Source organism: Aeromonas genomosp. paramedia, assembly GCF_023093515.1.
Classification (GTDB): Bacteria; Pseudomonadota; Gammaproteobacteria; order Enterobacterales; family Aeromonadaceae; genus Aeromonas.
In genome coordinates, this window is sequence record NZ_JAAROG010000018.1 from 234,238 (window position 1) to 256,309 (window position 22,072).

The 22,072-nt window shown below is 59.6% G+C and carries 22 protein-coding genes; 8 read left to right on the plus strand and 14 right to left on the minus strand.

The window, feature by feature from the left end; all coding sequences use genetic code 11:
* Positions 1 to 11: 11 nt before the first annotated feature.
* From rseP to rpsB, 8 genes are all read right to left on the minus strand, one after another.
* Positions 12 to 1,364 (minus strand): sigma E protease regulator RseP, encoded by a 1,353-nt coding sequence (rseP, locus tag HB860_RS14175; RefSeq protein WP_247627064.1) that lies wholly within the window; start codon positions 1,362 to 1,364, stop codon positions 12 to 14.
* A 64-nt stretch (positions 1,365 to 1,428) separates the two neighbouring features.
* Positions 1,429 to 2,625, minus strand: coding sequence for a 1-deoxy-D-xylulose-5-phosphate reductoisomerase (gene ispC, locus HB860_RS14180; RefSeq protein ID WP_247627065.1), 1,197 nt, complete (start codon positions 2,623 to 2,625; stop codon positions 1,429 to 1,431).
* Positions 2,625 to 3,482, minus strand: a complete 858-nt coding sequence (locus tag HB860_RS14185) for a phosphatidate cytidylyltransferase (protein WP_041206258.1) — start codon at positions 3,480 to 3,482, stop codon at positions 2,625 to 2,627. Before HB860_RS14185 ends, ispC begins: the two co-directional genes overlap by 1 nt.
* A 27-nt stretch (positions 3,483 to 3,509) precedes the next feature.
* Positions 3,510 to 4,286, minus strand: coding sequence for a polyprenyl diphosphate synthase (gene uppS, locus HB860_RS14190; protein WP_139436553.1), 777 nt, complete (start codon positions 4,284 to 4,286; stop codon positions 3,510 to 3,512).
* Between the two features lie 72 nt (positions 4,287 to 4,358).
* Complete coding sequence (gene frr / locus HB860_RS14195) at positions 4,359 to 4,916, minus strand: ribosome recycling factor (protein WP_139436556.1); 558 nt, start codon at positions 4,914 to 4,916, stop codon at positions 4,359 to 4,361.
* A 96-nt stretch (positions 4,917 to 5,012) separates the two neighbouring features.
* Positions 5,013 to 5,747, minus strand: a complete 735-nt coding sequence (pyrH, locus tag HB860_RS14200; RefSeq protein ID WP_025327915.1) for a UMP kinase — start codon at positions 5,745 to 5,747, stop codon at positions 5,013 to 5,015.
* A 71-nt stretch (positions 5,748 to 5,818) separates the two neighbouring features.
* Positions 5,819 to 6,700: a translation elongation factor Ts gene (gene tsf, locus HB860_RS14205; protein WP_139436558.1), complete on the minus strand. Its 882-nt coding sequence runs from the start codon at positions 6,698 to 6,700 to the stop codon at positions 5,819 to 5,821.
* A 104-nt stretch (positions 6,701 to 6,804) separates the two neighbouring features.
* On the minus strand, positions 6,805 to 7,533 hold the full coding sequence (rpsB, locus tag HB860_RS14210; RefSeq protein WP_025327917.1) for a 30S ribosomal protein S2: 729 nt from the start codon (positions 7,531 to 7,533) through the stop codon (positions 6,805 to 6,807).
* 358 nt (positions 7,534 to 7,891) lie between these two features.
* On the opposite strand from rpsB, the gene map reads away from it, so the two are divergent.
* The 4 genes from map (at position 7,892) to HB860_RS14230 (ending at position 13,013) form a co-directional block, all read left to right on the plus strand.
* Positions 7,892 to 8,680, plus strand: a complete 789-nt coding sequence (gene map / locus HB860_RS14215; RefSeq protein ID WP_139436560.1) for a type I methionyl aminopeptidase — start codon at positions 7,892 to 7,894, stop codon at positions 8,678 to 8,680.
* Positions 8,681 to 8,766: 86 nt separating this feature from the next.
* Positions 8,767 to 11,412, plus strand: coding sequence for a bifunctional uridylyltransferase/uridylyl-removing protein GlnD (glnD, locus tag HB860_RS14220; RefSeq protein ID WP_139436562.1), 2,646 nt, complete (start codon positions 8,767 to 8,769; stop codon positions 11,410 to 11,412).
* A gap of 176 nt (positions 11,413 to 11,588) precedes the next feature.
* A complete protein-coding gene (gene dapD / locus HB860_RS14225; protein ID WP_005330795.1) occupies positions 11,589 to 12,416 on the plus strand; it encodes a 2,3,4,5-tetrahydropyridine-2,6-dicarboxylate N-succinyltransferase in 828 nt (275 codons plus the stop codon).
* A 213-nt stretch (positions 12,417 to 12,629) separates the two neighbouring features.
* Positions 12,630 to 13,013, plus strand: coding sequence for a DUF3461 family protein (locus HB860_RS14230; RefSeq protein WP_202046941.1), 384 nt, complete (start codon positions 12,630 to 12,632; stop codon positions 13,011 to 13,013).
* 177 nt (positions 13,014 to 13,190) lie between these two features.
* Here the strand turns inward: HB860_RS14230 and ptsG are convergent, their stop codons facing one another.
* The 6 genes from ptsG to HB860_RS14260 all read right to left on the minus strand — a co-directional run bounded on the left by ptsG (position 13,191) and on the right by HB860_RS14260 (position 19,670).
* Positions 13,191 to 14,621, minus strand: coding sequence for a PTS glucose transporter subunit IIBC (gene ptsG / locus HB860_RS14235; RefSeq protein WP_139436569.1), 1,431 nt, complete (start codon positions 14,619 to 14,621; stop codon positions 13,191 to 13,193).
* A gap of 429 nt (positions 14,622 to 15,050) precedes the next feature.
* Entirely contained in the window at positions 15,051 to 16,025 is a 975-nt protein-coding gene (locus tag HB860_RS14240) for a MalM family protein (RefSeq protein ID WP_247627066.1), read from the minus strand.
* A 90-nt stretch (positions 16,026 to 16,115) separates the two neighbouring features.
* Positions 16,116 to 17,372, minus strand: a complete 1,257-nt coding sequence (locus HB860_RS14245; RefSeq protein WP_247627067.1) for a maltoporin — start codon at positions 17,370 to 17,372, stop codon at positions 16,116 to 16,118.
* Positions 17,373 to 17,891: 519 nt separating this feature from the next.
* Entirely contained in the window at positions 17,892 to 18,332 is a 441-nt protein-coding gene (locus HB860_RS14250; protein ID WP_139436573.1) for a flavodoxin, read from the minus strand.
* A 185-nt stretch (positions 18,333 to 18,517) separates the two neighbouring features.
* Positions 18,518 to 19,264 (minus strand): tRNA pseudouridine(65) synthase TruC, encoded by a 747-nt coding sequence (gene truC, locus HB860_RS14255; protein ID WP_139436575.1) that lies wholly within the window; start codon positions 19,262 to 19,264, stop codon positions 18,518 to 18,520.
* Between the two features lie 70 nt (positions 19,265 to 19,334).
* A complete protein-coding gene (locus tag HB860_RS14260) occupies positions 19,335 to 19,670 on the minus strand; it encodes a YqcC family protein (protein WP_139436577.1) in 336 nt (111 codons plus the stop codon).
* A gap of 212 nt (positions 19,671 to 19,882) precedes the next feature.
* Here HB860_RS14260 and HB860_RS14265 point away from each other — a divergent pair, with 212 nt between their 5' ends.
* The 4 genes from HB860_RS14265 (at position 19,883) to HB860_RS14280 (ending at position 22,067) form a co-directional block, all read left to right on the plus strand.
* Positions 19,883 to 20,911: a DUF3549 family protein gene (locus tag HB860_RS14265; RefSeq protein WP_247627068.1), complete on the plus strand. Its 1,029-nt coding sequence runs from the start codon at positions 19,883 to 19,885 to the stop codon at positions 20,909 to 20,911.
* 71 nt (positions 20,912 to 20,982) lie between these two features.
* Entirely contained in the window at positions 20,983 to 21,279 is a 297-nt protein-coding gene (locus tag HB860_RS14270; protein WP_025327929.1) for a DUF3301 domain-containing protein, read from the plus strand.
* Between the two features lie 65 nt (positions 21,280 to 21,344).
* Positions 21,345 to 21,581, plus strand: a complete 237-nt coding sequence (locus tag HB860_RS14275) for a DUF2789 domain-containing protein (protein ID WP_025327930.1) — start codon at positions 21,345 to 21,347, stop codon at positions 21,579 to 21,581.
* Positions 21,582 to 21,770: 189 nt separating this feature from the next.
* Positions 21,771 to 22,067, plus strand: a complete 297-nt coding sequence (locus HB860_RS14280; protein ID WP_247627069.1) for a hypothetical protein — start codon at positions 21,771 to 21,773, stop codon at positions 22,065 to 22,067.
* The last annotated feature ends 5 nt before the right edge of the window (positions 22,068 to 22,072 follow it).

A 22,072-nucleotide genomic window follows, 5' to 3' on the forward strand; every position in this document is an offset into this window, starting at 1 on the left:
ATGCTCTAGCCTCAGAGGCGAGCGAAATCATTAAACAGCGCAATGCCCATCAGTAACATCAGAATGGCGGCGCCTATCCTGAACCCAATTTCCTGAATTTTTTCTGGTACCGGCTTGCCGGTGACTGCCTCGATGAGGAAGTAGACCAAATGGCCCCCATCCAGCACCGGCAGGGGGAACAGATTGATGATCCCCAGGTTGACGCTGATGAGCGCCAGGAAACCGAGGAAATAGACCAACCCGTAATCTGCGCTGCTGCCAGCCCCCTTGGCGATGGAGATGGGGCCGCTCAGGTTGTCCAGGGAGACGATGCCACCGATCAGCTTGCCGATCATGTCGAAGGTCAGCGTGATCAGGCTCCAGGTCTTCTGGACCCCATGCCACAGGGCTTGCAAAGGCCCATACTGTAACAGAACTCGATACTCATCCGGTAATGGAACCAGTTGCGGCGACAGGCCGACGAAACCGACCAGCTGGCCCCGTACTTTTTTCACATCCGGGGTCAGGGTCAGGGTCAGATCGCTGCCCTCGCGCTCCACCGTCACCTGCAGTGGCTGCTCCGGTGATTGCTGCACCTTCTCGACAAACTCGGTCCATTCGGTGATCGCCTGATCACCCACGCCCTTGATGCGATCGCCCACCTGCAGACCCGCCTTCTCGCTGGCGCTCGAGGGCACTATGGCCTGCACCACGGGCAGCACCTTGCCGCCGAGGGGGACTATCCCCAGGCTGCCGATGGGGGACTCCTTGTCCGGATCGAAACTCCAGCTATCCAGCATCAGCGTCTTGTCGACGGCGTAGCTGGCGCCAGGCGCCTTCAGCTTGAGCTGTACCGACTTGTCACCCAGGTGGCTGATGAGGGCATAGGTCACGCTCTCCCAGTCTCCGGTGGCCTCGTCGCCGACGCCGATGATCTCCATGCCAGGCTCTATGCCGGCCTGGGCCACGATGGACGCAGGGCGCACCTCGCCGACCACCGGCTTGACGCTCGGCACCCCTATCATGAACATCAGCCAGAAGGCGAACAGGGCGAATACGAAGTTCGCCATGGGGCCGGCCGCGACTATGGCCATCCGCGCCCAGACACTCTTGTGGTTGAAGGCCTGTGCCTCCTCCCCCGGCTTGAGTTCATCGACCCGGCCGTCCAGCATCTTGACGTAGCCGCCGAGCGGGATCAGGGCCAGCACATACTCGGTGCCATCCTTGCCGATGCGGCGCCAGATGGCCTTGCCAAAGCCGATGGAGAAACGCTCGACCTTGACGCCGCAGCGGCGGGCTACCCAGAAGTGGCCAAATTCATGCACCGCCACCAGCAACCCGAGGGCCACGATGAAGGCGCCTATGTTCCACAACACGCCGCCCATCAGAGCTTCACCTCGACATCATTCCCGAAGGCGTAGAGAGAGGCCGCTGGCCACCACAGTCCGTTCATCGAGCAAGCTCCTCTATCAGTTGCTGGGCATGGGCACGGGCCCTGCCATCCAGCGCAATCAGATCCTCCAGCGAACCTGCGGCACTGGTGCCCAGTGTCGTCATGATGGATTCGTTGACTCTGGCAATATCCATAAATCCAATGCGCTCTGCAAGAAAAGCCGCGACGGCCTCCTCGTTGGCGGCATTGAGAGAGGTGGTCGCCGCCTGCCCTTGCTGGCAGGCCGCCATGGCCAGTGCCAGGCAGGGATAACGGGCGTAGTCGGGGCGGATAAAGCTGAACTCTCCGACACTGAAGAAATCCAAAGGTTCCACACCGGACTCAATCCTGGCCGGGTAGGCCAGGGCGTGGGCGATGGGGGTACACATGTCCGGGTTGCCGAGCTGGGCCAGCACTGAACCGTCCTTGTACTGCACCATGGAGTGGATCACCGACTGGGGGTGGATCACCACCTGGATCTGCTCCGGGAGGGCGTTGAACAACCAGCGCGCCTCTATGTATTCCAGCCCCTTGTTGATCATGGTGGCGGAGTCCACCGAGATCTTGGCCCCCATGGACCAGTTGGGGTGCGCCACCGCCTGGGCCGGCGTGACCCTGGCCAGCTCGTCGATGTCGGTATAGCGGAAGGGGCCACCTGAGCCGGTCAGCAGTATCTTGCTGATGCCAGCCCCTGCCAGATCGCAGAAGCCAGGCTCGCGCTGGATGGCCTCGGGCAGGCACTGGAAAATCGCATTGTGTTCGCTGTCGATGGGCAGCAGCTCGGCGCCGTGATGGCGCACCGCCTCCATGAAGAAGGCGCCGGACATCACCAGGGCCTCCTTGTTGGCCAGCAGGATCCGCTTGCCGGCACGCACGGCGGCCATGGTGGGAGCCAGACCCGCCGCACCGACGATGGCAGCCATGACGCTGTGGGCATCAGGGTGAGCGGCCACTTCGCACAGGGCAGCCTGGCCACAGAGCACCCGGGTGGGGCAGCCGTGGGTCTTGAGCCGGCCAGCCAGATCGCTGGCGGCCTTCTCATCCACCATGACGGCGAAACGGGGGGAGAATTCGAGACAGTCCCGCACCATGGCGCCCACGCTGCGAGCCGCGGTCAGCGCCAGCACCTGCCAGCGCCCCGGATTCTGCCGCAGCACTTTCAGGGTGCTCTGACCGATGGAGCCCGAGGCTCCCAGAATGACCAGATTGCGCATCAGAACTCCTGACCGAGCAGCAGATAGCTGAGCAGGAAGACGGGCAGGGCCGCCGTCAGGCTGTCGATGCGATCGAGGATGCCGCCGTGGCCCGGCAGCAGGGTACCGGAATCCTTGATGCCGGCCTCCCGCTTGAACATGCTTTCGGTCAAGTCGCCGAGCACGGACGCCAGCACTGCCAGCAGGGAGCAGAGCAGCACGACCCCCATCTTGGCCGGCACGAAGCCCATGAACCAGGTCACGCCTATGGCCAGCACGCTGGCGGTAAAGAGGCCGCCCAGCATGCCCTCTATGGTTTTACCCGGGCTGACGGCCGGGGCCAGCTTGTGCTTGCCGAACGCCTTGCCGAAAAAATACGCGCCAGAATCTGCCGCCCAGACCAGGCCCATCACGAACAGCAGGATCCAGGCCCCCATCATGGGGTCGTGATAGAAGTTGTACCCACGGATGGCCACCAGGGACCAGAAGAAGGGCACCAGGGTCACCAGACCGAACAGGGACTTGAGCCAGACGGACTCTTTCCACAGCCTGGCGCTCCTGGGGTAACGCAGCACCAGCAGCAGCCCGAGCAGCCACCAGCTGATGGCGGTCCAGAGCACCCCCATCACCAGCGGATGCAGCTGGGGGATCCAGAGTTGCTCTACGGGCACCCAGAACAGGCTGGCACCGAGCAACAGACAGAACACCAGCGGCAACCATTGTTGCGGCTGGGCAGAGACGAAGGCGCTCCACTCACGGCTGGCCAGCAGAAAGACCAGGGCAGCGAGCAGGGCAAAGAATTTCAATGGCAGGAAAAACAGTGCCCCCAACACCAGGGGTACTAACAGTAATGCGGTAATAATTCGTTGTTTTAGCAAAAGAAACCTCTCTCTTGGGAGCGGGGTTTAGCCGGTCTGTTGCGCGGCGATCAATTCCCGTATCTGTTCACCCGTACACCCGAAGCGACGCTCGCGAGCAACGAAGGAGGCAACTGCCCCGCTGAACTCGGCCTCGTCAAAGTCGGGCCACAAGACCGGGGTAAAATAGAGCTCGGCATAAGCAAGCTGCCATAACACAAAATTGCTGATGCGATGATCCCCGCCGGTGCGGATCAGCAGATCCACCGGAGGCAGGTCGGCCATGCAGACCTGACGTGCCAGTGCCTCTTCATCGACCGCCTCTGCATCCAGCTCGCCCGCTGCCACGGCGCGAGCCAGCTTGCGGGCCGCCTGGGCTATGTCCCACTGACCGCCATAGTTGGCGGCGATGTTGAGGGTCAGTCCCTGGTTGCCGGCGGTCAGGGCCTCGGCCTTGGCGATCTTGGCCTGCAGCCGCTCACTGAAACGGGCGGTATCGCCGATCACCTTGAGCCGGATGCCATTGCTGTGCAACTTGTTCACCTCGCGGCCAAGCACCGTCATGAACAGCTCCATCAGGGCATTGACCTCCCCTTCCGGGCGGCGCCAGTTCTCACTGGAGAACGCGAACAGGGTTAGCGCCTCCATCTTGGCACGGGCGGCAAAGGCCACGGCCTCACGCACGGATTTCACGCCCGCCTTGTGGCCAGAGACCCGCATCTTGCCACGGTTCTGAGCCCAGCGACCATTGCCATCCATGATGATGGCGACGTGACGAGGCAAGGACGAGCTGGCGCTATCGCCTAGCGCTGCCAAAAGCGACATTCATTTCTCCCACAAAGACAAAAGCGCCGTGCAGGGGCACTACACGGCGCTCGTAATATACCTGTCGGAGGCTTAGATTTCCATTAGCTCCTTTTCCTTCGCGGCCAGGGCTTCATCCACCAGCTTGACGAAGGCGTCGGTCAGTTTCTGGATCTCTTCCTGGGCACGACGGTCGTCATCCTCGGAGATCTCCTTGTCCTTCAGCAGCGCCTTCAGGTCTGCGTTGGCATCGCGACGGATGTTGCGCACGGCAACCCGGGCGCCTTCGGCCTCGGCACGGACGATCTTGGTCAGATCGCGGCGACGCTCTTCGGTCAGCGGGGGCAGCGGCACACGCAGGGTCTGGCCATTGCTGGACGGGTTCAGGCCCAGATCGGAGGTCAGGATGGCTTTTTCCACCGCCTGGATCATGGAGCGATCGAAGATGGAGATGGACAGGGTGCGGGCATCTTCTGCCACTACGTTAGCCAACTGTTTCAGAGGAGTGGCGGCACCGTAATACTCCACCTGGATACCGTCGAGCAGGCTCGGGTGAGCGCGGCCGGTACGGATCTTGGACATCTGGGTCTTGAGCGATTCTACGCTCTTGGCCATGCGGTCCTTGGCGTCGTTTTTAATCTCGTTGATCACAGTGGTTTTCCTTTTGGCGAACGAGCCGGCATGCGGCCCGTATCTATCTTGTTTACTGGCGTAATGGACAAGCGCGCCAGGCGGCTCAGGCTTGTCTTACTTGCTGACGTGGTGGATCAGGGTACCTTCCGGCTCACCCATGATAACCCGACGCAGGGCGCCCGGTTTGTTCATGTTGAACACCCGGATCGGCAGATCGTGGTCGCGGGCCAGGGTAAAAGCAGCAAGATCCATCACTTTGAGTTCTTTTTCAAGAACTTCATCATAACTCAGTTCTTGATAGAGCACTGCATCCGGGTTCTTGACCGGATCATCGGTGAACACACCATCGACCTTGGTGGCCTTGAGCACCACGTCGGCTTCGATCTCGATGCCGCGCAGGCAGGCTGCGGAGTCGGTGGTGAAGAAGGGGTTGCCGGTACCGGCGGAGAAGATCACCACCTTGCCGGCGCGCAGCTGGCTGATGGCCTCGGCCCAGCTGTAGGAATCGCAGACACCCTGCAGGGAGATGGCAGACATCAGACGGGCGTTCACATAAGCACGATGCAGGGCATCACGCATGGCCAGGCCGTTCATGACGGTCGCCAGCATGCCCATGTGGTCACCCACCACGCGGTTCATGCCCGCCTTGGCAAGACCGGCACCACGGAACAGGTTGCCGCCGCCAATGACCAGACCGACCTGAACACCCAGCTCAACCAGCTCTTTGATCTCTTGGGCCATCCGCTCCAGCACCGCTGGATCAATGCCAAAACCCTCGGATCCTTGCAGGGCTTCACCACTCAACTTCAGAAGAACACGTCTGTATGCAGGCTTGGGATTGGTACTCATGTCACTGATTCCTGGTCATATAAAGACCGCGACATAAGTCGCGGTCTGGGGAAACGGAAAAACCGGTTCGATTAGGCCTTCTGAGCGGCCGCGATCTGGGCTGCAACTTCAGCCGCGAAATCGGTCTCTTGCTTCTCGATGCCTTCGCCCACTTCGAAACGGGTGAAGGAAACAACGTCAGCGCCTTCTTTCTTCAGCAGCTCGGCCACGGTGATGGACGGGTCCTTAACGAAGGGTTGACCAGTCAGGGAAACCTCACCGGTGAACTTCTTCATGCGGCCTTCAACCATCTTCTCGGCGATCTCTTTCGGCTTGCCGGAGTTGATGGCGATGTCGATCTGGATTTCGCGCTCTTTGGCAACGACTTCGGCAGACACATCTTCAGGCTTGACGAACTGCGGGCTGTTGGCAGCGACGTGCATGGCCAGATCTTTGGCCAGGTCGGCAGTACCGCCGGTCAGCTTGGTGATAACACCGATACGGGAACCGTGTACGTAGGTACCCAGGTTGTCACCTTCAACCAGCATCACGCGACGCAGGTTCATGTTCTCACCGATCTTGGCGATCAGGTTGGTGATGGTCAGCTCAACGGACTCACCGTTACCGAAATCGGCGGCCTTCAGGGCGTCGATGTCGGCAATTTTCTGGGTCGCGGCGATGTCGGCGATCTTCTGGCCCATGGCCATGAAGCTGGCGTCTTTGGCGACGAAGTCGGTTTCGCTGTTCAGCTCGATCATGACGGCAACGTTGCCTTCGGTGCGAGCAAAGATCACGCCTTCAGCGGCGATACGGCCCGCTTTCTTGGCGGCCTTGGCCTGACCGGATTTGCGCATGTTCTCAATTGCCAGCTCGATGTCGCCAGCGGCTTCTTCCAGTGCTTTTTTGCAATCCATCATGCCAGCGGCGGTGCGCTCGCGCAGTTCTTTTACCAGGGCGGCAGTAACGTTAGCCATGTCCAGTATCCTCGGTCTTGAATTGACAAGAAACAGGGGCCACAAGGGCCCCTGCTAACCAATTACATCAGCTTGGTTAATAAGGGCTTTACAGTCCTTATCAATTACTCAGCTTCAACGAAGCCATCTTGTTCGGCTTGAACAACGATGTCCTGAGCGCGAGCTTCCAGTACGGTGTCAGCAGCAGCATTCAGGTACAGCTGTACGGCACGGATAGCGTCGTCGTTACCCGGGATGACATAGTCAACGCCGTCCGGGTTGGAGTTGGTATCAACGATGGAAACTACCGGGATACCCAGGTTATTGGCTTCTTTGATAGCGATGTGCTCGTGGTCGGCATCGACAACGAACAGAACGTCAGGCAGGCCGCCCATGTTCTTGATACCACCCAGGCTCTTCTCCAGCTTGTCCATTTCGCGAGTACGCATCAGCGCCTCTTTCTTGGTCAGCTTGTCGAAGGTACCGTCTTGGCTCTGGGTTTCCAGATCTTTCAGGCGCTTGATGGACTGACGAACGGTTTTCCAGTTGGTCAGCATGCCGCCCAGCCAGCGGTGGTTAACATAGAACTGGTCGCAACGCTCAGCGGCTTCTTTTACGGCTTCAGACGCGGCACGCTTGGTACCTACAAACAGGACCTTGCCCTTCTTGGCAGCTACGGAGCTGATGAAGTTCATGGCATCGTCAAACATCGGAACGGTTTTTTCCAGGTTGATGATGTGAACCTTGCTGCGGGCGCCGAAGATGTAGGACTTCATTTTCGGGTTCCAGTAACGAGTCTGGTGACCGAAGTGAACGCCGGCTTGCAGCATGTCGCGCATAGAAACTTTAGCCATTTTATACCTCTGTATTGGGGTTAGGCCTCCACACATCCCATGTAACCGACCCCAAAGGGGCACCCCGGTACAGGTGTCGATGTGTGTGTGTTATTGAGTAAGGGTGATGGAAGGGGGCACAAGTTCCCCATTCCGGCGCGCTTTATACCATAACTTTGGTCAGGACACCACCAGCTGGGCCGCTAAAAATGGATCCCGGCGAGGGCTGCGACCGCTGGATGACGTTGCGATGACGATCACACTGGAAGTAAACGGGGGTTGGGGATAAAATTTTGCCCTGATTGCAAACGCATCTATTTTTCATTACCTGATTGTTGGGCATCGGCAGGATGCGCAGTCGGGCCCCAAGAGAGATCCCATGTCCATTAAAATCAAGACACCGGAAGAGATTGAAAAGATGCGCATTGCCGGCCAGCTGGCCGCCGATGTGCTGGTCATGATCGCCCCCCATGTCAAGGCTGGCGTCACCACTGACGAGCTGAACACCCTGTGCCACAACCATATCGTCGAGGTACAGCAGGCCATCCCCGCCCCGCTCAACTATCACGGCTTCCCCAAGTCCATCTGCACCTCGGTCAATGATGTGATCTGCCACGGCATCCCCAATCACAAGAAGCTGCGGGAAGGGGACATCATCAACCTGGACATCACCGTCATCAAGGATGGCTACCACGGCGACACCTCCGCCATGTTCATCGTGGGCCAGACCACACCCCTGCGTCGCCAGCTGTGCAAGGTGGCGCAAGAGAGCCTGTACGCCGCCATCAAGCGAGTGCGTCCCGGCATGTGCATCACCGAGATCGGCGCCGTGATCCAGCCCATCGTCGAGCAGGCCGGTTTCTCAGTGGTACGTGACTACTGCGGCCACGGCATCGGCAGCGAGTTCCACGAAGAGCCGCAGATCCTCCACTACCGCAATGGCGGCAAGCTGGAGCTCAAACCGGGCATGTGCTTCACCATAGAGCCCATGGTCAACAGCAAGAAGTATCACTGCCGCATCAACCCCAAGGATGGCTGGACTGTCACCACCAAGGATGGCGGCGACTCCGCCCAATGGGAACACACCCTGCTGGTCACCGAGGATGGCTGCGAGGTGCTCACCCTGCGCCCCGACGACACTATCGACCGCGTCATCAAACACAGCTAACATCGAACCCCGGCCCTGACCTCAAAAGCGCCGGGGTTTTTACTGCCCGTTCCAGCCGTTTGCCTGCCACTTGTGTGTGAGATGCCATGGATGCCAGTCTGCTTTCCCCCCACCTGTTACCCGACGACCAGCTCACCCGTGACAACTGCAAGGAGTATCTGAGCCGCTTCCTTGTCTGGCTGCACGAGCGCTTCGATGCCGGTGACAACATCATCGAACTGGTGGCCACCCGCTCCGAGTACATGGACGCGCTGCTGACCAGGCTCTGGCACAAGTTCGGCTTCGACAAGACCAGCCTGACCCTGATCGCGGTGGGGGGCTATGGCCGGGGCGAACTGCACCCCCACTCCGACATCGATCTGCTCATCCTCTATGAAGGGGACGAGCTGGACGAGGTGCTGGGGCTGCGCATCGGCGAGTTCATCACCCTCTTGTGGGATCTCAAGCTGGAGGTCGGGCAATCGGTGCGCAACGTGAGCGAGTGCATCGAGCAGGGCCGCAGCGACATCACTGTCGCCACCAACCTCATCGAGGCGCGCTACATCACCGGACGCCAGGCGGGGTTCGAGCAGTTGCAGGCCGCCACCCAGCCCCAGCACTTCTGGCCGAGCGAGGCCTTCTTTCGCGCCAAGCGCGAGGAGCAGAGCCTGCGCCACCAGCAGTTTCTCGGCACCGCCTACAAGCTGGAGCCGGATCTCAAGAACAATCCCGGGGGCCTTCGCGACATCCAGACCCTGGCCTGGGTCGCCCGCCGCCACTTCGGCGCCACTACCCTGTTCGAGATGACCAGCCACGGTTTCCTCAACCGAGCCGAGTACCGCGAGCTGCTCGACTGCCAGAACTTCCTGTGGAAGGTGCGCTTCGCCCTGCACATGGCCATCAACAAGGGGGACAACCGCCTCTTGTTCGATCGCCAGCGCACCGTGGCCCAGATGCTGGGCTTCGAGGGGGAAGGCAACGGCCCGGTCGAGCAGATGATGAAACGCTTCTATCAGACGGTCAGACGGGTGGCCGAGCTCAACGAGATGCTGCTGCAGCTGTTTGACGAGGCCATCCTCGGCAACACCGCCATGGATGTGCGCCGCATCAGCGACGAGTTCCAGCTCCGTGGCCGCCTCATCGATGCGGTGGATTCCGAGCTGTTTGGCCGCGACCCCGCCGCCATACTGCGGCTCTTCTACCAGATAGCCCAGCACCCGGACATCGCCGGCATCCACTCCGCCACCCTGCGCCAGCTGCGGGAGGCCAGACGCACCCTCAGCTGCTGGCTGCAGGACCTGCCCGAATGCCGTCGCCTCTTCATGGCGTTGCTGCGCCACCCCAACGGCATCGGCCAGCCCCTCACCCTGATGCATAAGTACGGGATCCTCGCGGCCTATCTGCCCCAGTGGAACCTCATCGTCGGCCAGATGCAGTTCGACATGTTCCACGCCTACACGGTGGATGAGCACACCCATCGCCTGCTCCAGAACATCCATCGCTTCCCGAACCCGGCCAGCCGCCAGACCCACCCGCTCTGCCACGAGGTGTTCGCCCAGCTGCGCAAGCCGGAGTTGCTCAGCATCGCCGCCCTGTTCCACGACATCGCCAAGGGACGGCGGGGAGATCACTCCGAACTCGGCGCCGTCGATGCACTGGAGTTCTGCCAGTTGCACGGGCTGGATCGCTACGAGAGCCGCCTGGTGGCCTGGCTGGTGCGCCACCATCTGCTGATGTCGGTCACCGCCCAGCGCCGCGACATCTATGATCCCGAAGTGGTCACCGACTTCGCCCACAAGGTGCGCGACGAACTGCACCTGGATCTGCTCTATTGCCTGACCGTGGCCGATATCTGCGCCACCAACGACACCCTGTGGAACGACTGGAAGGGCACCCTGCTGCGCGAACTCTACTTCGCCACCCAGAAGGCGCTGCGCCAGGGGCTGGAAAACCCGCCGGACATGCGGCTCAAGATCCGCGAGAACCAGCGTCAGGCCAGGCAGATCCTGGCCCAGCGCGAGGTGCCGGAGGAGGCCGTCAGCGCCCTCTGGAACGACTTCAAGGCCGACTATTTCCTGCGCCACAGCCCGGAGCAGATCGCCTGGCACTGCCGCAAGATCATCGCGCACGGCGACAATCCGGCCCCCCTGGTGCTCATCGGCAAGCACCCCATCCGGGGCGGCAGCGAGGTGTTCATCTATTGCCGCGACACCCCGAATCTGTTCGCCACCGTGGCCTCGGCGCTGGATCAGAAGAACCTCAACATCCACGACGCCCAGATCATGAATTCGCGCAACGACTACGTGCTGGACACCTTCATCGTGCTCGAACCCAATGGCGAACCCATCAGCCCCAACCGCACCGCCACCATCAAGAAGGCGCTGGAGAAGGCGTTGCAGGAGCCGGGCAAGCTGGTGCTGCGCAACAAGCCCCTGTCCAGGCGCCACCGCCAGTTCAGCGTGCCGACCCGGGTGGTCTTCTTGCCCCACAAGGGGGAGAGCCGCCACACCCTGCTGGAGCTGACCGCCCTGGATACCCCGGGCCTGCTGGCCCGCATCGGTGCCGTCTTCCAGCAGTGCGGCATCGAATTGCATGCCGCCAAGATCACCACCATAGGCGAGCGGGTGGAAGACTTCTTCAGCCTCACCACCCTGGCCGGCGAGCCGCTGAACCAGGCCGAACAGCAGGCGCTGGAGGAGCGGCTGGTCAATCAGCTCAACCCGCAGGAGCAGGGGGACGAAGAGGGGCGATAAGGCCCGGGCAAGGCTTCACAAGACACCGTTTACCGTTCTGATTTATCAATCAGAACAAGTGGTTGGGCCACTCAAGTACAATAAATCGCCTTTCTTTTGAAGAAATCGGCTAGAGCCCTTAAAAACGATTGGAAAAGTGTGATACAACAAACAGAATTTTTTAAAGGAAACCTGTCATGACCCAGTTGCAACAGACCATCGAAGCGGCCTTCGAGCGCCGTGATTCCATCACCCCCGGCTCCGTCGATGCCGCCACCAAGGCTGCCATCCTGGAGGCCATCGATCTGCTGGACTCCGGCAAGGCCCGGGTCGCCGAGAAGATTGCCGGTGAGTGGGTCGTCCACCAGTGGCTGAAGAAGGCCGTGCTGCTCTACTTCCGCATCAATGACAACGGCATCATCAAGGGCGACGACGCCCAGTACTACGACAAGGTTCCCCTCAAGTTCTCCGACTACACCGCCGAGCAGTTCAAGGCGGCGGGCGTGCGCGTGGTGCCGCCGGCCACCGCTCGCAAGGGCTCCTTCATCGCCCCCAATACCGTGCTGATGCCCTCCTATGTCAACATCGGCGCCTTCGTCGATGAAGGCACCATGGTCGATACCTGGGCCACCGTGGGCTCCTGCGCCCAGATCGGCAAGAACGTGCACCTCTCCGGCGGCGTCGGCATCGGTGGCGTACTGGAGCCGCTGCAGGCCAACCCGACCATCATCGAGGACAACTGCTTCATCGGTGCCCGCTCCGAAGTGGTTGAAGGGGTGATCGTAGAGGAGGGCTCCGTCATCTCCATGGGTGTCTTCATCGGCCAGTCCACCCGCATCTATGACCGCGAAACCGGCGAGATCCACTATGGTCGCGTGCCGGCCGGTTCGGTGGTGGTCTCCGGCTCCCTGCCCTCCAAGTGCGGCAAGTACAGCCTGTATGCGGCCGTCATCGTCAAGAAGGTGGATGCCAAGACCCGCGCCAAGGTCGGTATCAACGCCCTGCTGCGTTCCATCGACGAGTAATCCGCGTTGCCGTGCATAAAAAGGGCGCCTGATGGCGCCCTTTTTGATGGTGGTGAGCCAGCCACACTATTTTGGGTGGCTCTCATGCACGACCGAGCAGCGAAAAAAGGGATCTTTTGGGACCCTGGTGATTTTGGCGCTCCTGTCACAGGCAAGCCACCGTGACTCGGTTAAGATAGATGGGTCAGGATCGTTTCAAACCGAGGAAGCCCGATGTACGAGAATCTGAAGAGCCTGGGGATCCAGGAGCCCACCTCAGTGGACAGCTATACCCTGCGCCAGGAGGCCAACCACGACATCCTCAAGATCTATTTCAAGAAGCAGAAGGGGGAGTTTTTCGCCAAGAGCGTCAAGTTCAAGTATCCCCGTCAGCGCAAGACCATGCTGATAGACTCGGGCACCCATGAGTACAAGGATGTCACCGAGATCAACGCCAATCTCAAGTACGTGGTGGATGAGCTGGATAACCTGACTCAGGGCGTACAGGTCGAGATCGATCAGGACATCAAGCAGAAAATCCTGCGCGACCTGCGCCATCTGGAAAAAGTGGTGCAGAACAAGATAAGCGAGATAGAGCGGGATCTGGAAAAACTCTAGGCAGTTTCCCATCCTGCACAAGGCGCCATCAGGCGCCTTTTTTAATGCCGATCCACAGGGAAGCTGCCAATCCCCTCCCCCCCGTAGCTGCTCAGCCCCGTCCAGCGGGCTGACAAGCGCCCAGCAAAAAGGGAGACTTTCGCCTCCCTTTTCGGAACTCTCGATGTCAGGCAACCATTAGTTGCTCTTCATCCAGATGTCCATCTCGGTTTTCAGGTTGTCGGACTTGGTACCGAAGATGGCCTGTACACCGGAGCCAGCAACCACCACACCGGCGGCGCCCAGCTTCTTCAGACCAGCCTGGTCAACCTTGGCCACATCCTTCACGCCGACACGCAGACGGGTGATGCAGGCATCCAGGGAGGCGATGTTCTCTTTACCACCGAAGGCAGACACCAGGGCGGCAGACATCTCGTCTTTGCTTTGACCAACGGTCTCTTCGGCAGCTTCGTCTTCGCGACCCGGGGTTTTCAGGTTCATAGCACGGATCACCACGGTGAAGACCACGTAGTAGATGACGGCGTAGACCAGACCCAGACCGACCAGCAGCAGCATGTTGTCGGCACGGGGCGATTGCACCACGAAGTCGATGAAGCCGTTGGAGAAGGTGTGACCGTGTACGACACCCAGGGAGTTGGTCAGCACATAGGCCAGACCAGCCAGCAGGGCGTGAATCGCATACAGTACCGGTGCCACGAACAGGAAGGAGAACTCGATAGGTTCGGTGATACCGGTCAGGAAGGAGGTCAGGGCAGCAGAGGCCATGATACCAACTATCTTGGCACGGTTTTCCGGCTTGGCTGAGTGAGCGATGGCAAACGCGGCAGCAGGCAGACCGAACATCTTGAACAGGTAACCACCGGCCAGTTGACCGAAGCCGTTACCGGCAGCACGGGAAGCGTCATCAGCAGTCAGGAAGCAGGTCATGATGCCGTGTACGGTTTCGCCAGCGGCGTTGACACAGGTACCCGCCTGATAGAAGAAGGGAACGTTCCAGATGTGGTGCAGACCGAACGGGATCAGGGAGCGCTCAACCACGCCGTAGATACCGAAGGCCAGTACCGGGTTCTGGTTGGCAGCCCAGTCGGAGAAGGCACCGATGGCACCACCGATCGGCGGCCAGATGAAGGAGAGCACAACACCCAGGCCGATGGAGACGAAGCCGGTGATGATGGGCACGGCACGCTTACCGGCGAAGAAGCCAAGGTACTCGGGCAGCTGGATCTTGTAGAAACGGTTGAACGCCCAGGCAGCGACACCACCGGCGAGGATACCCCCCAGCACACCGGTATCTATGCTTTCGACGCCCATCACAGGTGCCATGACCTTCAGGGTCGCGACCATGATGCCGTAGCCGACGATGGCTGACAGACCGGATACACCGTCGTTATTGGTAAAGCCAAGTGCCACGCCGACGGCGAACAGCAGGGCCATCTGACCAAACACTGAACCACCGGCCTGCTCCATCAGCTGGGAGACAATTTCCGGCAACCAGCTGAAGTGAGCAGCGCCCACCCCCAGCAGAATACCTGCAACGGGCAAGACCGATACGGGCAGCATCAGCGCCTTACCGACCTTTTGCAGATTAGAGAAAGCATTTTTTAACATGTGTGCGCTCCTGAATGGATTTTTTTCCGTCAACGACTCAGTGCAGCTATAGATGACGACCTTCTTCATCTGACGTTGTACTGGATGCGTTTCCCGGGTTGCTTATTTTGACCAACAGAATATAACCCAGCAGCTTTTAAAATGCCTGCGCCGCGCCCAAGGGAATAATAAATTTGGAGGAGAGATCACAAGATAATTAAATAAGGGGAAAGGGGGGAATCTTGAATATTATTTCGTATTGTTATAGTCGTGCGGCAAAAAGAAATGAATCACTTCAAAATAAATCACCGAGAAACGATATAATACCCAAGGAAACTCATTGTAACTTAATGTAACGCATTAATGTTTTATATTATCCAGTCTACCGATTAAAAAGGCCTCCAACAAGGGAGGCCTGAAATAAATATAAGTCTACATAAATTCAGTCATTCAGTTTTTTTGTGAACGTTTCACCGCATCAATAAAGACGGATTTCGCCTTGGTTGAACCGGCACGCTCGGCTTCACTCACCAGCTGCATCGCCTTGTCGATATCCCCGGCCTTGACCGCTTTCTCGATCTGGCTGTTGTAGAAGGTCTCGGTCTCGCTCAGCATGGCGGGAGCCGGTGTGCTGGGAGTTGCGGCCACGGCGGCAGTGGTCGCCGCCGTCGCAGCCACGGCCGTCGTGGCGGGCTTGGCCTGACTCATCGCAACCTTGTCCGAATACTCGGGCTTGAACACAGCCTCTATGCCCTGTGCCTTGGCCATATCAGTAACTACTATCTGTACCAGGCCCCAGGGGGAGTGTGGTATTACGGGATCCACTACGGCCGGTTCCACCGTATTGTTCGCTCTGGCGAAAGCCTTAGCTGGATGCAGTATCGTGGTGGAACCGCTAAGCTTATCGGCGGGCGCATAGACCACCATATAGGTCTCAGCAGCCGGGTTGCCTGGCATGCTGCGGTCCACGAACACCTTGCCTTCGATCCTGTCATTGTCGAGCAGGTGAGCTGGCTGATACGTGAAGACAGATTCACCCAGCACGCGGGTCACCTTGAACTGGGCATCCAGCATGATCACCTTGGGCACGAGTACCGTCTTGCTCACCTGGGAGGCCAGGGTGATGGCCAGATTGCCGGTATTGACCGGCAGACGATAGGCGGCAAAGTAGCTCATCCCCTCGTCAAACTGATAACTGGGTTGCTTGCCATCCAGGGTCAGCAACGTGTCCCCCTCCGGCAGAGCCACATAATTGAATTCGTTGAATGCCTTGCAGCAACTCGTCGTCTGAGCGAGCGCCTGCTTGGCCTGATCGGCATTACTCAGGATGGAGGCGTGCTCCTGTACGGGCACCACCATGCTACCGGAACAACCGGCCAACAGCGCGGTAACCACGGCCGCGATAGACATCTTTACCAGTTTCATTCTTCTTATCTCCATAACCCGGTTGCCAAATCCTGCTAAACAAAACTGCCCCCATCAGGGGGCAGTGACTAACTTAACTGAAGATATCGCTTACCACCAGGCTTCTGCTTGGACACCGAAGTTCCAAGTGTTGTCGTCGTTGTTGCTGCCATTGAAAGTCTGGCCGTTGTCGCCACCGGACTTCAGGTAGGAAGCGAACACACGGATTTCCGGACGGGCCCAGAAGCTGGGTCCGGCAGACCATGCTTGTGCGATGGTGTACTTCTGACCGTCGCGATCCTTGCTCTCCTGCCCCTTGACGTCTTGGGTGTCATGATAATAGCCAAGCTCCAAGATAGTTTTCTGGATATCATCCCACTTATACATGGGACGAATCACTGCGGAGAAGGTATCGGCATCGGAACCAGCCACACCGTTGATAGTCACATCATTGGACTGACCGTAGACCAGCTGGTGACCGAACTCTACCTTGTCACCCACCGGTAGCACGCCCCAGTTGATAATGCGGAAGCCGTCACCGCTGGCACCGTCCTGGCTGGTCCAGTTACCAGCACCATAGTAAATCGGCAAAGTGGCATAGCTGTCGCTCATGTATTGCAGCGTGGTCTTGTTGAAGCCACCCAGCAGGTTCTGAGTCAGTTCGGCGGTCAACATGACGCCATCTTTAATGTCATCGTTGACCTTTTCCTGATCGTCGGTCGGGTTAGCGATGGCATAGTCAACACCCAGCTCCAAGGAGGCATCGCTCCAGAGCGGGATGCCAGCATAACGGGCATCCAGAATATTGTTATTCAGTTCGCCTGCATCACTGCGAGTCCAAGCCAAGGAGAATTTGCCCGGGCCAGCCTGGATATTCTCGATACCGGCACCGGCGCCGGACACATCCCAGTAGTAGAAGTCAGAGATATGGATGTCGTGACGTTGGTAGTAACGCTTACCGGCCCAGAGGGTGGCTTCCGGAGCAAAACCAAGAACGCCCTTGGCTTGTACGTTGAACTGACGCAGAGCGAAAGTGGCGTCGTCTTCACACTGTTTTGCGTCGAAGTTGCAGTTGGTACCAGTGCCTTCCCAGTCGTTGGACTGATTGCTGACCATGGCAACCATGGAGTCAACATAGAAGGACTTCCCATCCTTGTTGTAGACTTCCTGGCCCAGTTGCACTTCGCCGTAGGTTTCATTTTCGTTACCAAGACGACCCACTTTATTCTTATCGAAGGTCTGCATGTCGCCATCTTCGGAGATGCCGACACCTGAACGGAAGTAGCCGTGGAAATCAACGGCGAAGGCGGCTTGGGAAGCCAGGGCAGCGGTTACTGCTGCTGCAATCGGGAGCCACTTTGCTTTCATTTTCATTTTCCTTATTCCCGCTGGGAGTGTGATCCTGATATTCAAGTTCTTATCACTGAAAAACGTTTCAGCGATAACCGGGGTCGATTATATGTAGCCAATTTCGCGACAAACATGAGCTGATTCACAAAACGGTGACAAATCGCGCGCCCTCACCCCGGAGGACGTATATCAAGGCAAAAAAGTCAAAAACAAGCAACAATAGACCAATAAATAACAATTCAAAGCAAAAACACACCAAGGAAAGCGCTTTCAAGTATTAATTTGCGATGAAGATTAAGTGATTAACCCGTCGTCCCGTGACGAAAACATGATTGAAATCGCTTTCAGTGCGGAACTTTTAATTTTCTGATGTGTCGCCGTTCTGATGAATATGGGTCTGAGGAATCCGATCTGGCGGGGGAAAATAACCCGATAAAGTGCGGGATATATTTCAAGGAAGATTAAGTGAATCCCAAAATAACACGCCCCCGTGAGCATGCTCACGGGGGCGAAATTTAAAATACGAAGGCAATCCGGCTACAGCCTATTTTCCCAGCTTTTCAACCAGGCCAGCGCCGCAACCTCAGGCTCATCTTCCAGTGTCGCGTCTATCTCCAGACGCGGCACCAGGGCGTCGGCAGCCAGCTCCTGCAGCAGCTCATCGAGCCTGCGTCCGGCACCGCAGAAATGCTCATAGCTGCTGTCCCCCATGGCGATGAGGGCATAACGCCATCCCTTCATATAAGGAGCGCGATCGGCCAGGGCCGTGGCGAAGGGTTGCAGATTGGGAGGAATATCCCCCTGCCCCGTGGTGGCGCTGACGATCAGCAAGAAGCGGGACGCGTCTATGTCAGTCAGCTCGGCTTCGTCGAAGAGCTGGCAGACATGCCCCTGGGCCTGCAGGTGATCCCGCAGTGTCTCGGCCACCAGCATGGCCGAGCCGTAGACTGTGCCGACCAGGATATCGATCTCGGCCATCAGCGACTCCTCGAGCGAAGGAGTGGGCCCGACTCTGGCACTGCGCCCGGAGTCTTGGCCCCGGACAGGGTCTGGGTGCGCGGGGTTGCTAGCGGGGTATCTCGTTGAGCCATAAGTGGTTCCTCTGACAGACGTGGCCTACAGCATGCCACAGCCCGGTCAGAGGTCACAAATGATGACGGGTATCAGGCGCCGTAGTCGCTCTCGCTGGCGGGCCACCCCAGCCTGGCGAACAGGCCCAGCACTTCAGGGCCGAGTGGCGCCTGGATCCGCATCGGCACCTTGAGCACAGGATGCTCGAAGCTCAAGCGGTGGGCGACCAGCAGCAGCCGCTCGCAACCATAGTGCTCGCGAAAGAAGCGATTATGGCGGCCATCACCATGGGTGGTGTCACCGACTATAGGGTGGAACAGGTGATCCAGATGACGACGCAGCTGATGCTTGCGACCCGTCTTGGGGAAGAGCCGAACCAGGCTGTAGCGACTGGTGGGATGCTTCTTGGAGACGGCGTGGGGCAGCTCGACCCGATGCAGACGACGAAACGCCGTCACCGCCTCCTGGGCGGGGCGATCGGGGTCGCTCATGGCATCGGCTATCTTGTCCAGCTGCTCCTTGAGGGGGTAGTCGATCAGCCCCTGCTCCGGGGCCCAGCCCCGCACCAGCGCCAGGTACTCCTTGTGCACCCGACGGGCGGCAAACGCCTCGGTCAGGGTCCGGGCTACAGCCGGATCCAGCGCAAACAGCAACACCCCGGAGGTGGGCCTGTCCAGCCGGTGCACGGGGTAGACATGACGCCCCCCGATAAGATCCCGGGTCATCTGCATGGCGAAACGGGTCTCGGCCTTGTCGAGCCAGCTGCGATGCACCAGCAGGCCCGACGGCTTGTTGACCGCCACCAGCCAGTCATCCTGATAGAGCAGGGTCAGTTTCATGCCGCCACCCGGGTATCGCCAATGCAGCGCGCCGCAGCCAGGGCCCGTGGCTGGGCAGGCAGGGTATTGATCATTGATCCACCACTTTTCCGGTCAGCAGCAGATCGAAACGACCGATGAGGCGCAACAGACCGGCCACCTCGGCCAGCTCGTCCTTGTAGGCTTCGCTCGCCATGGGATAGAGGGATACGCTGGTGGGCAGCGGCGCCTGCAGCAGCACCAGCTGCTCCATGCGCGGTATCAGCACGAACTGCAACCATTGATCGAAGCTCAGGGTATCGACGCAAAACGGCAGCTCGCTCGCCAGCGCCTCGGCCCCAGGATGCTCGGCTTGCCAGCGTTCGAGGCGTTGCAACTCGGCGGTGAGTTCACCCAGCAGACCGGCGACCAGCAAATATTGATTCATCTCGTCCTCTTCCTCGTCTCGACGTCCATCCCGCTGCCAGAGGGCAGGGATCCCGTCTTCTTCAAACACGCGTGCCAAAAAGGGGCGCTACTATACACCGCCCCCGGGGTGGCTGCCATGCTGCCATCACTTTCATGGCACGCACCTGCACCACTGGCTATCTGATGCAGCCTCCTTATAATCGCCCGCATCACATTTTGCCGGATGCCCTCATGTCTGCCATCAATACCCTGACCGAATTTCTGACCCAGGCCGAGACCCAGTTCCAGCTGTTCGACATGGGCCGCCAGGTGCGCCCGCTGGCGAGCGATCTCTTCGTTCGCATCGAACAACAGCAGGAGCCCTACCCCTGGCCACTGCAACAACATGCCTGGCTCGGTGTGCACTTCTTCCAGCCAGCTGAATCCAGGCACTATCTCTGGTTCCTCAAGTTTGCCCTCGACGAGCATGGCCTGCTCATCGCCAGCGGCCCCAAGCACTTCATGGATCAGGTGGTCGAGACCCTGGGCTACAAGCTCACCGGCGATCTGGACGAGGAGAAGGCGCAGCGGCTGGCCGACAACCCCTACACCTTCCGGCCGGCCGAGGCCAAGATGGCCAGCCTGCATGCCAAGCTGGCCCGTCAGCTGGAGCAGGCCCCTTCCGCCTACTACGAGGCCCTCTGCCACTACCTGGCGGCGCCAGGGGAAGAGGGGTGGCAGGCCCTGGGGCTGCAAGGCTTCGCCGATCTGGCGGAGCGGCTGCAGGATGAACGCAATCTGGCCCTGGTGTGCAAGGCGCTGCCCAGGCTGCCTCTGGAACCGCTCTACGCCCTGTGCCAGAGCCTGGAAAACGCCCCCCTGCCGCCGGCGCTGCAGGGTGCCCTGCTCGAGCGCATCGGCAAGGAGCAGGAGTGCGCCGATCCCAATGCCGAGACCCTGGCCTATCTGTGCCGGGCGCTGGCCTCCTGCTCCGGCAATGCCTTGCGCAGCAACAAGCTGCTGACCCTGCTACACACCCGGCCAAGCCCGGCCCTGCTACTCGCCATCGCAGGCCGTCTCTGGCCCGATCTGAAAAACCCCGAGCTGCTCGGACTGTTTCTGGAGCAACTCGCCCTGCAGCCCACCCAGTTCTTCAATCAGGTCTTTGCCGAGCTGGTGACACTGCCCGCCCTGCGCAATGATATGCTGGCAAGACTGCGTGACCCCGAGCGCAGCGAGGCCCTCGGCCAGGCCATAGGCCGACTGTTCGCCTCGGTATAACCACTCTCGGTGCGGCCGTGCTTTCCCCGAGAAGCACGGCCCAGGCCATACATCACAGAAGGAACCCGCTGATGGGAGAAATGCTTGGAATCTTGCTGCTTGGCGCCATCGGCTGGGCCTTCTGGCAACAGCGCCGCCAGGCGGAGCTGGCCTGGCAATATATGCGGCGCTACTGCCAGCACCACGATCTGCAACTGCTGTCGCTGGCCCGCACCCATCGCGCTCTGGGGCACAAGCCCCTGCGCCTGCTGACCTATTACCAGTTCGAGTTCTCCAGCGACGGGGAGAGCCATTACCAGGGCCAGCTCTGCATGCAGGGCCTGCATGTCGCCGGGGTCGAGCTGCCGCCCCATCGCCTCCCCTCCTAGCCCATGGGGCAAGGCCGTGGCGGCTGGCTATAATTCTCGACAATCGCCCTTCAAGGAGACTCGAGATGGAATTGCTGACCCATGACATGCCTGCCCTCTTCGCCCAGCTGGGCCTGGCCAATGACGAGATAAGCCTGCACCGCTTCATCCGCGAGCACCATCTGGACAACCAGACCCTGCTGCCGGAGGCCAGCTTCTGGAGCCCCTCCCAGGCCGTGTTCCTGCGTGACGCGCTCTGGAACGACTCCGACTGGTCCGAAGCCATCGATCAACTGGACGTGATGCTGCGCCAGGCAAACTGAGCCGGCCCGCGTCCCCCGCTTTCCCGAGGGCCGGGGTTTGAGCGCTGTGCCACCCATCACATCTCCCCCTGGCTTCCCCACCTCAACAAACTGGGCCGACCCCCTTAGCGCCGCTTTCCTGATGGGCAGGCTTTGATTAAGCTCTGTGCCACCATCCGCAAGCAGCAAGAGCGCCGCGCAGGAGCCAAGATGTCAGCCCAAGAGATCATCCAGATAGCCAACGAACTGAGTGCCAGGGGGATCACCCCCTCCACCGCCATGGTCAAGGCCCGCCTCAGTCACCCCGTGCCCATGGCCGAGCTGCTCAAGGTGTTGAGCCAGTGGAAGCAACAACCCCAGTCGGCAGACCCGGTCCCGGCCAGCGCCCCCGCCGTTGCCGCCCCGGCCCAGGCCGTCGATTTGCAACAGCTGGGCGAGCAGCTCAATCGCCTCGAGCAGAAGGTCGATCGCCTGACCGCCCTGCTGCTCAAACAGCAGCAGGATTGATGGCT

Bases quoted from the DNA above. Each gene is read 5' to 3' on its own strand.
- rseP (WP_247627064.1), bottom strand. From the start codon at position 1,364: ATGGGCGGCGTGTTGTGGAACATAGGCGCCTTCATCGTGGCCCTCGGG.
- ispC (WP_247627065.1), bottom strand. From the start codon at position 2,625: ATGCGCAATCTGGTCATTCTGGGAGCCTCGGGCTCCATCGGTCAGAGC.
- uppS (WP_139436553.1), bottom strand. From the start codon at position 4,286: ATGTCGCTTTTGGCAGCGCTAGGCGATAGCGCCAGCTCGTCCTTGCCT.
- pyrH (WP_025327915.1), bottom strand. From the start codon at position 5,747: ATGAGTACCAATCCCAAGCCTGCATACAGACGTGTTCTTCTGAAGTTG.
- tsf (WP_139436558.1), bottom strand. From the start codon at position 6,700: ATGGCTAACGTTACTGCCGCCCTGGTAAAAGAACTGCGCGAGCGCACC.
- rpsB (WP_025327917.1), bottom strand. From the start codon at position 7,533: ATGGCTAAAGTTTCTATGCGCGACATGCTGCAAGCCGGCGTTCACTTC.
- map (WP_139436560.1), top strand. From the start codon at position 7,892: ATGTCCATTAAAATCAAGACACCGGAAGAGATTGAAAAGATGCGCATT.
- glnD (WP_139436562.1), top strand. From the start codon at position 8,767: ATGGATGCCAGTCTGCTTTCCCCCCACCTGTTACCCGACGACCAGCTC.
- dapD (WP_005330795.1), top strand. From the start codon at position 11,589: ATGACCCAGTTGCAACAGACCATCGAAGCGGCCTTCGAGCGCCGTGAT.
- HB860_RS14230 (WP_202046941.1), top strand. From the start codon at position 12,630: ATGTACGAGAATCTGAAGAGCCTGGGGATCCAGGAGCCCACCTCAGTG.
- ptsG (WP_139436569.1), bottom strand. From the start codon at position 14,621: ATGTTAAAAAATGCTTTCTCTAATCTGCAAAAGGTCGGTAAGGCGCTG.
- HB860_RS14240 (WP_247627066.1), bottom strand. From the start codon at position 16,025: ATGAAACTGGTAAAGATGTCTATCGCGGCCGTGGTTACCGCGCTGTTG.
- HB860_RS14245 (WP_247627067.1), bottom strand. From the start codon at position 17,372: ATGAAAGCAAAGTGGCTCCCGATTGCAGCAGCAGTAACCGCTGCCCTG.
- HB860_RS14250 (WP_139436573.1), bottom strand. From the start codon at position 18,332: ATGGCCGAGATCGATATCCTGGTCGGCACAGTCTACGGCTCGGCCATG.
- truC (WP_139436575.1), bottom strand. From the start codon at position 19,264: ATGAAACTGACCCTGCTCTATCAGGATGACTGGCTGGTGGCGGTCAAC.
- HB860_RS14260 (WP_139436577.1), bottom strand. From the start codon at position 19,670: ATGAATCAATATTTGCTGGTCGCCGGTCTGCTGGGTGAACTCACCGCC.
- HB860_RS14265 (WP_247627068.1), top strand. From the start codon at position 19,883: ATGTCTGCCATCAATACCCTGACCGAATTTCTGACCCAGGCCGAGACC.
- HB860_RS14270 (WP_025327929.1), top strand. From the start codon at position 20,983: ATGGGAGAAATGCTTGGAATCTTGCTGCTTGGCGCCATCGGCTGGGCC.
- HB860_RS14275 (WP_025327930.1), top strand. From the start codon at position 21,345: ATGGAATTGCTGACCCATGACATGCCTGCCCTCTTCGCCCAGCTGGGC.
- HB860_RS14280 (WP_247627069.1), top strand. From the start codon at position 21,771: ATGTCAGCCCAAGAGATCATCCAGATAGCCAACGAACTGAGTGCCAGG.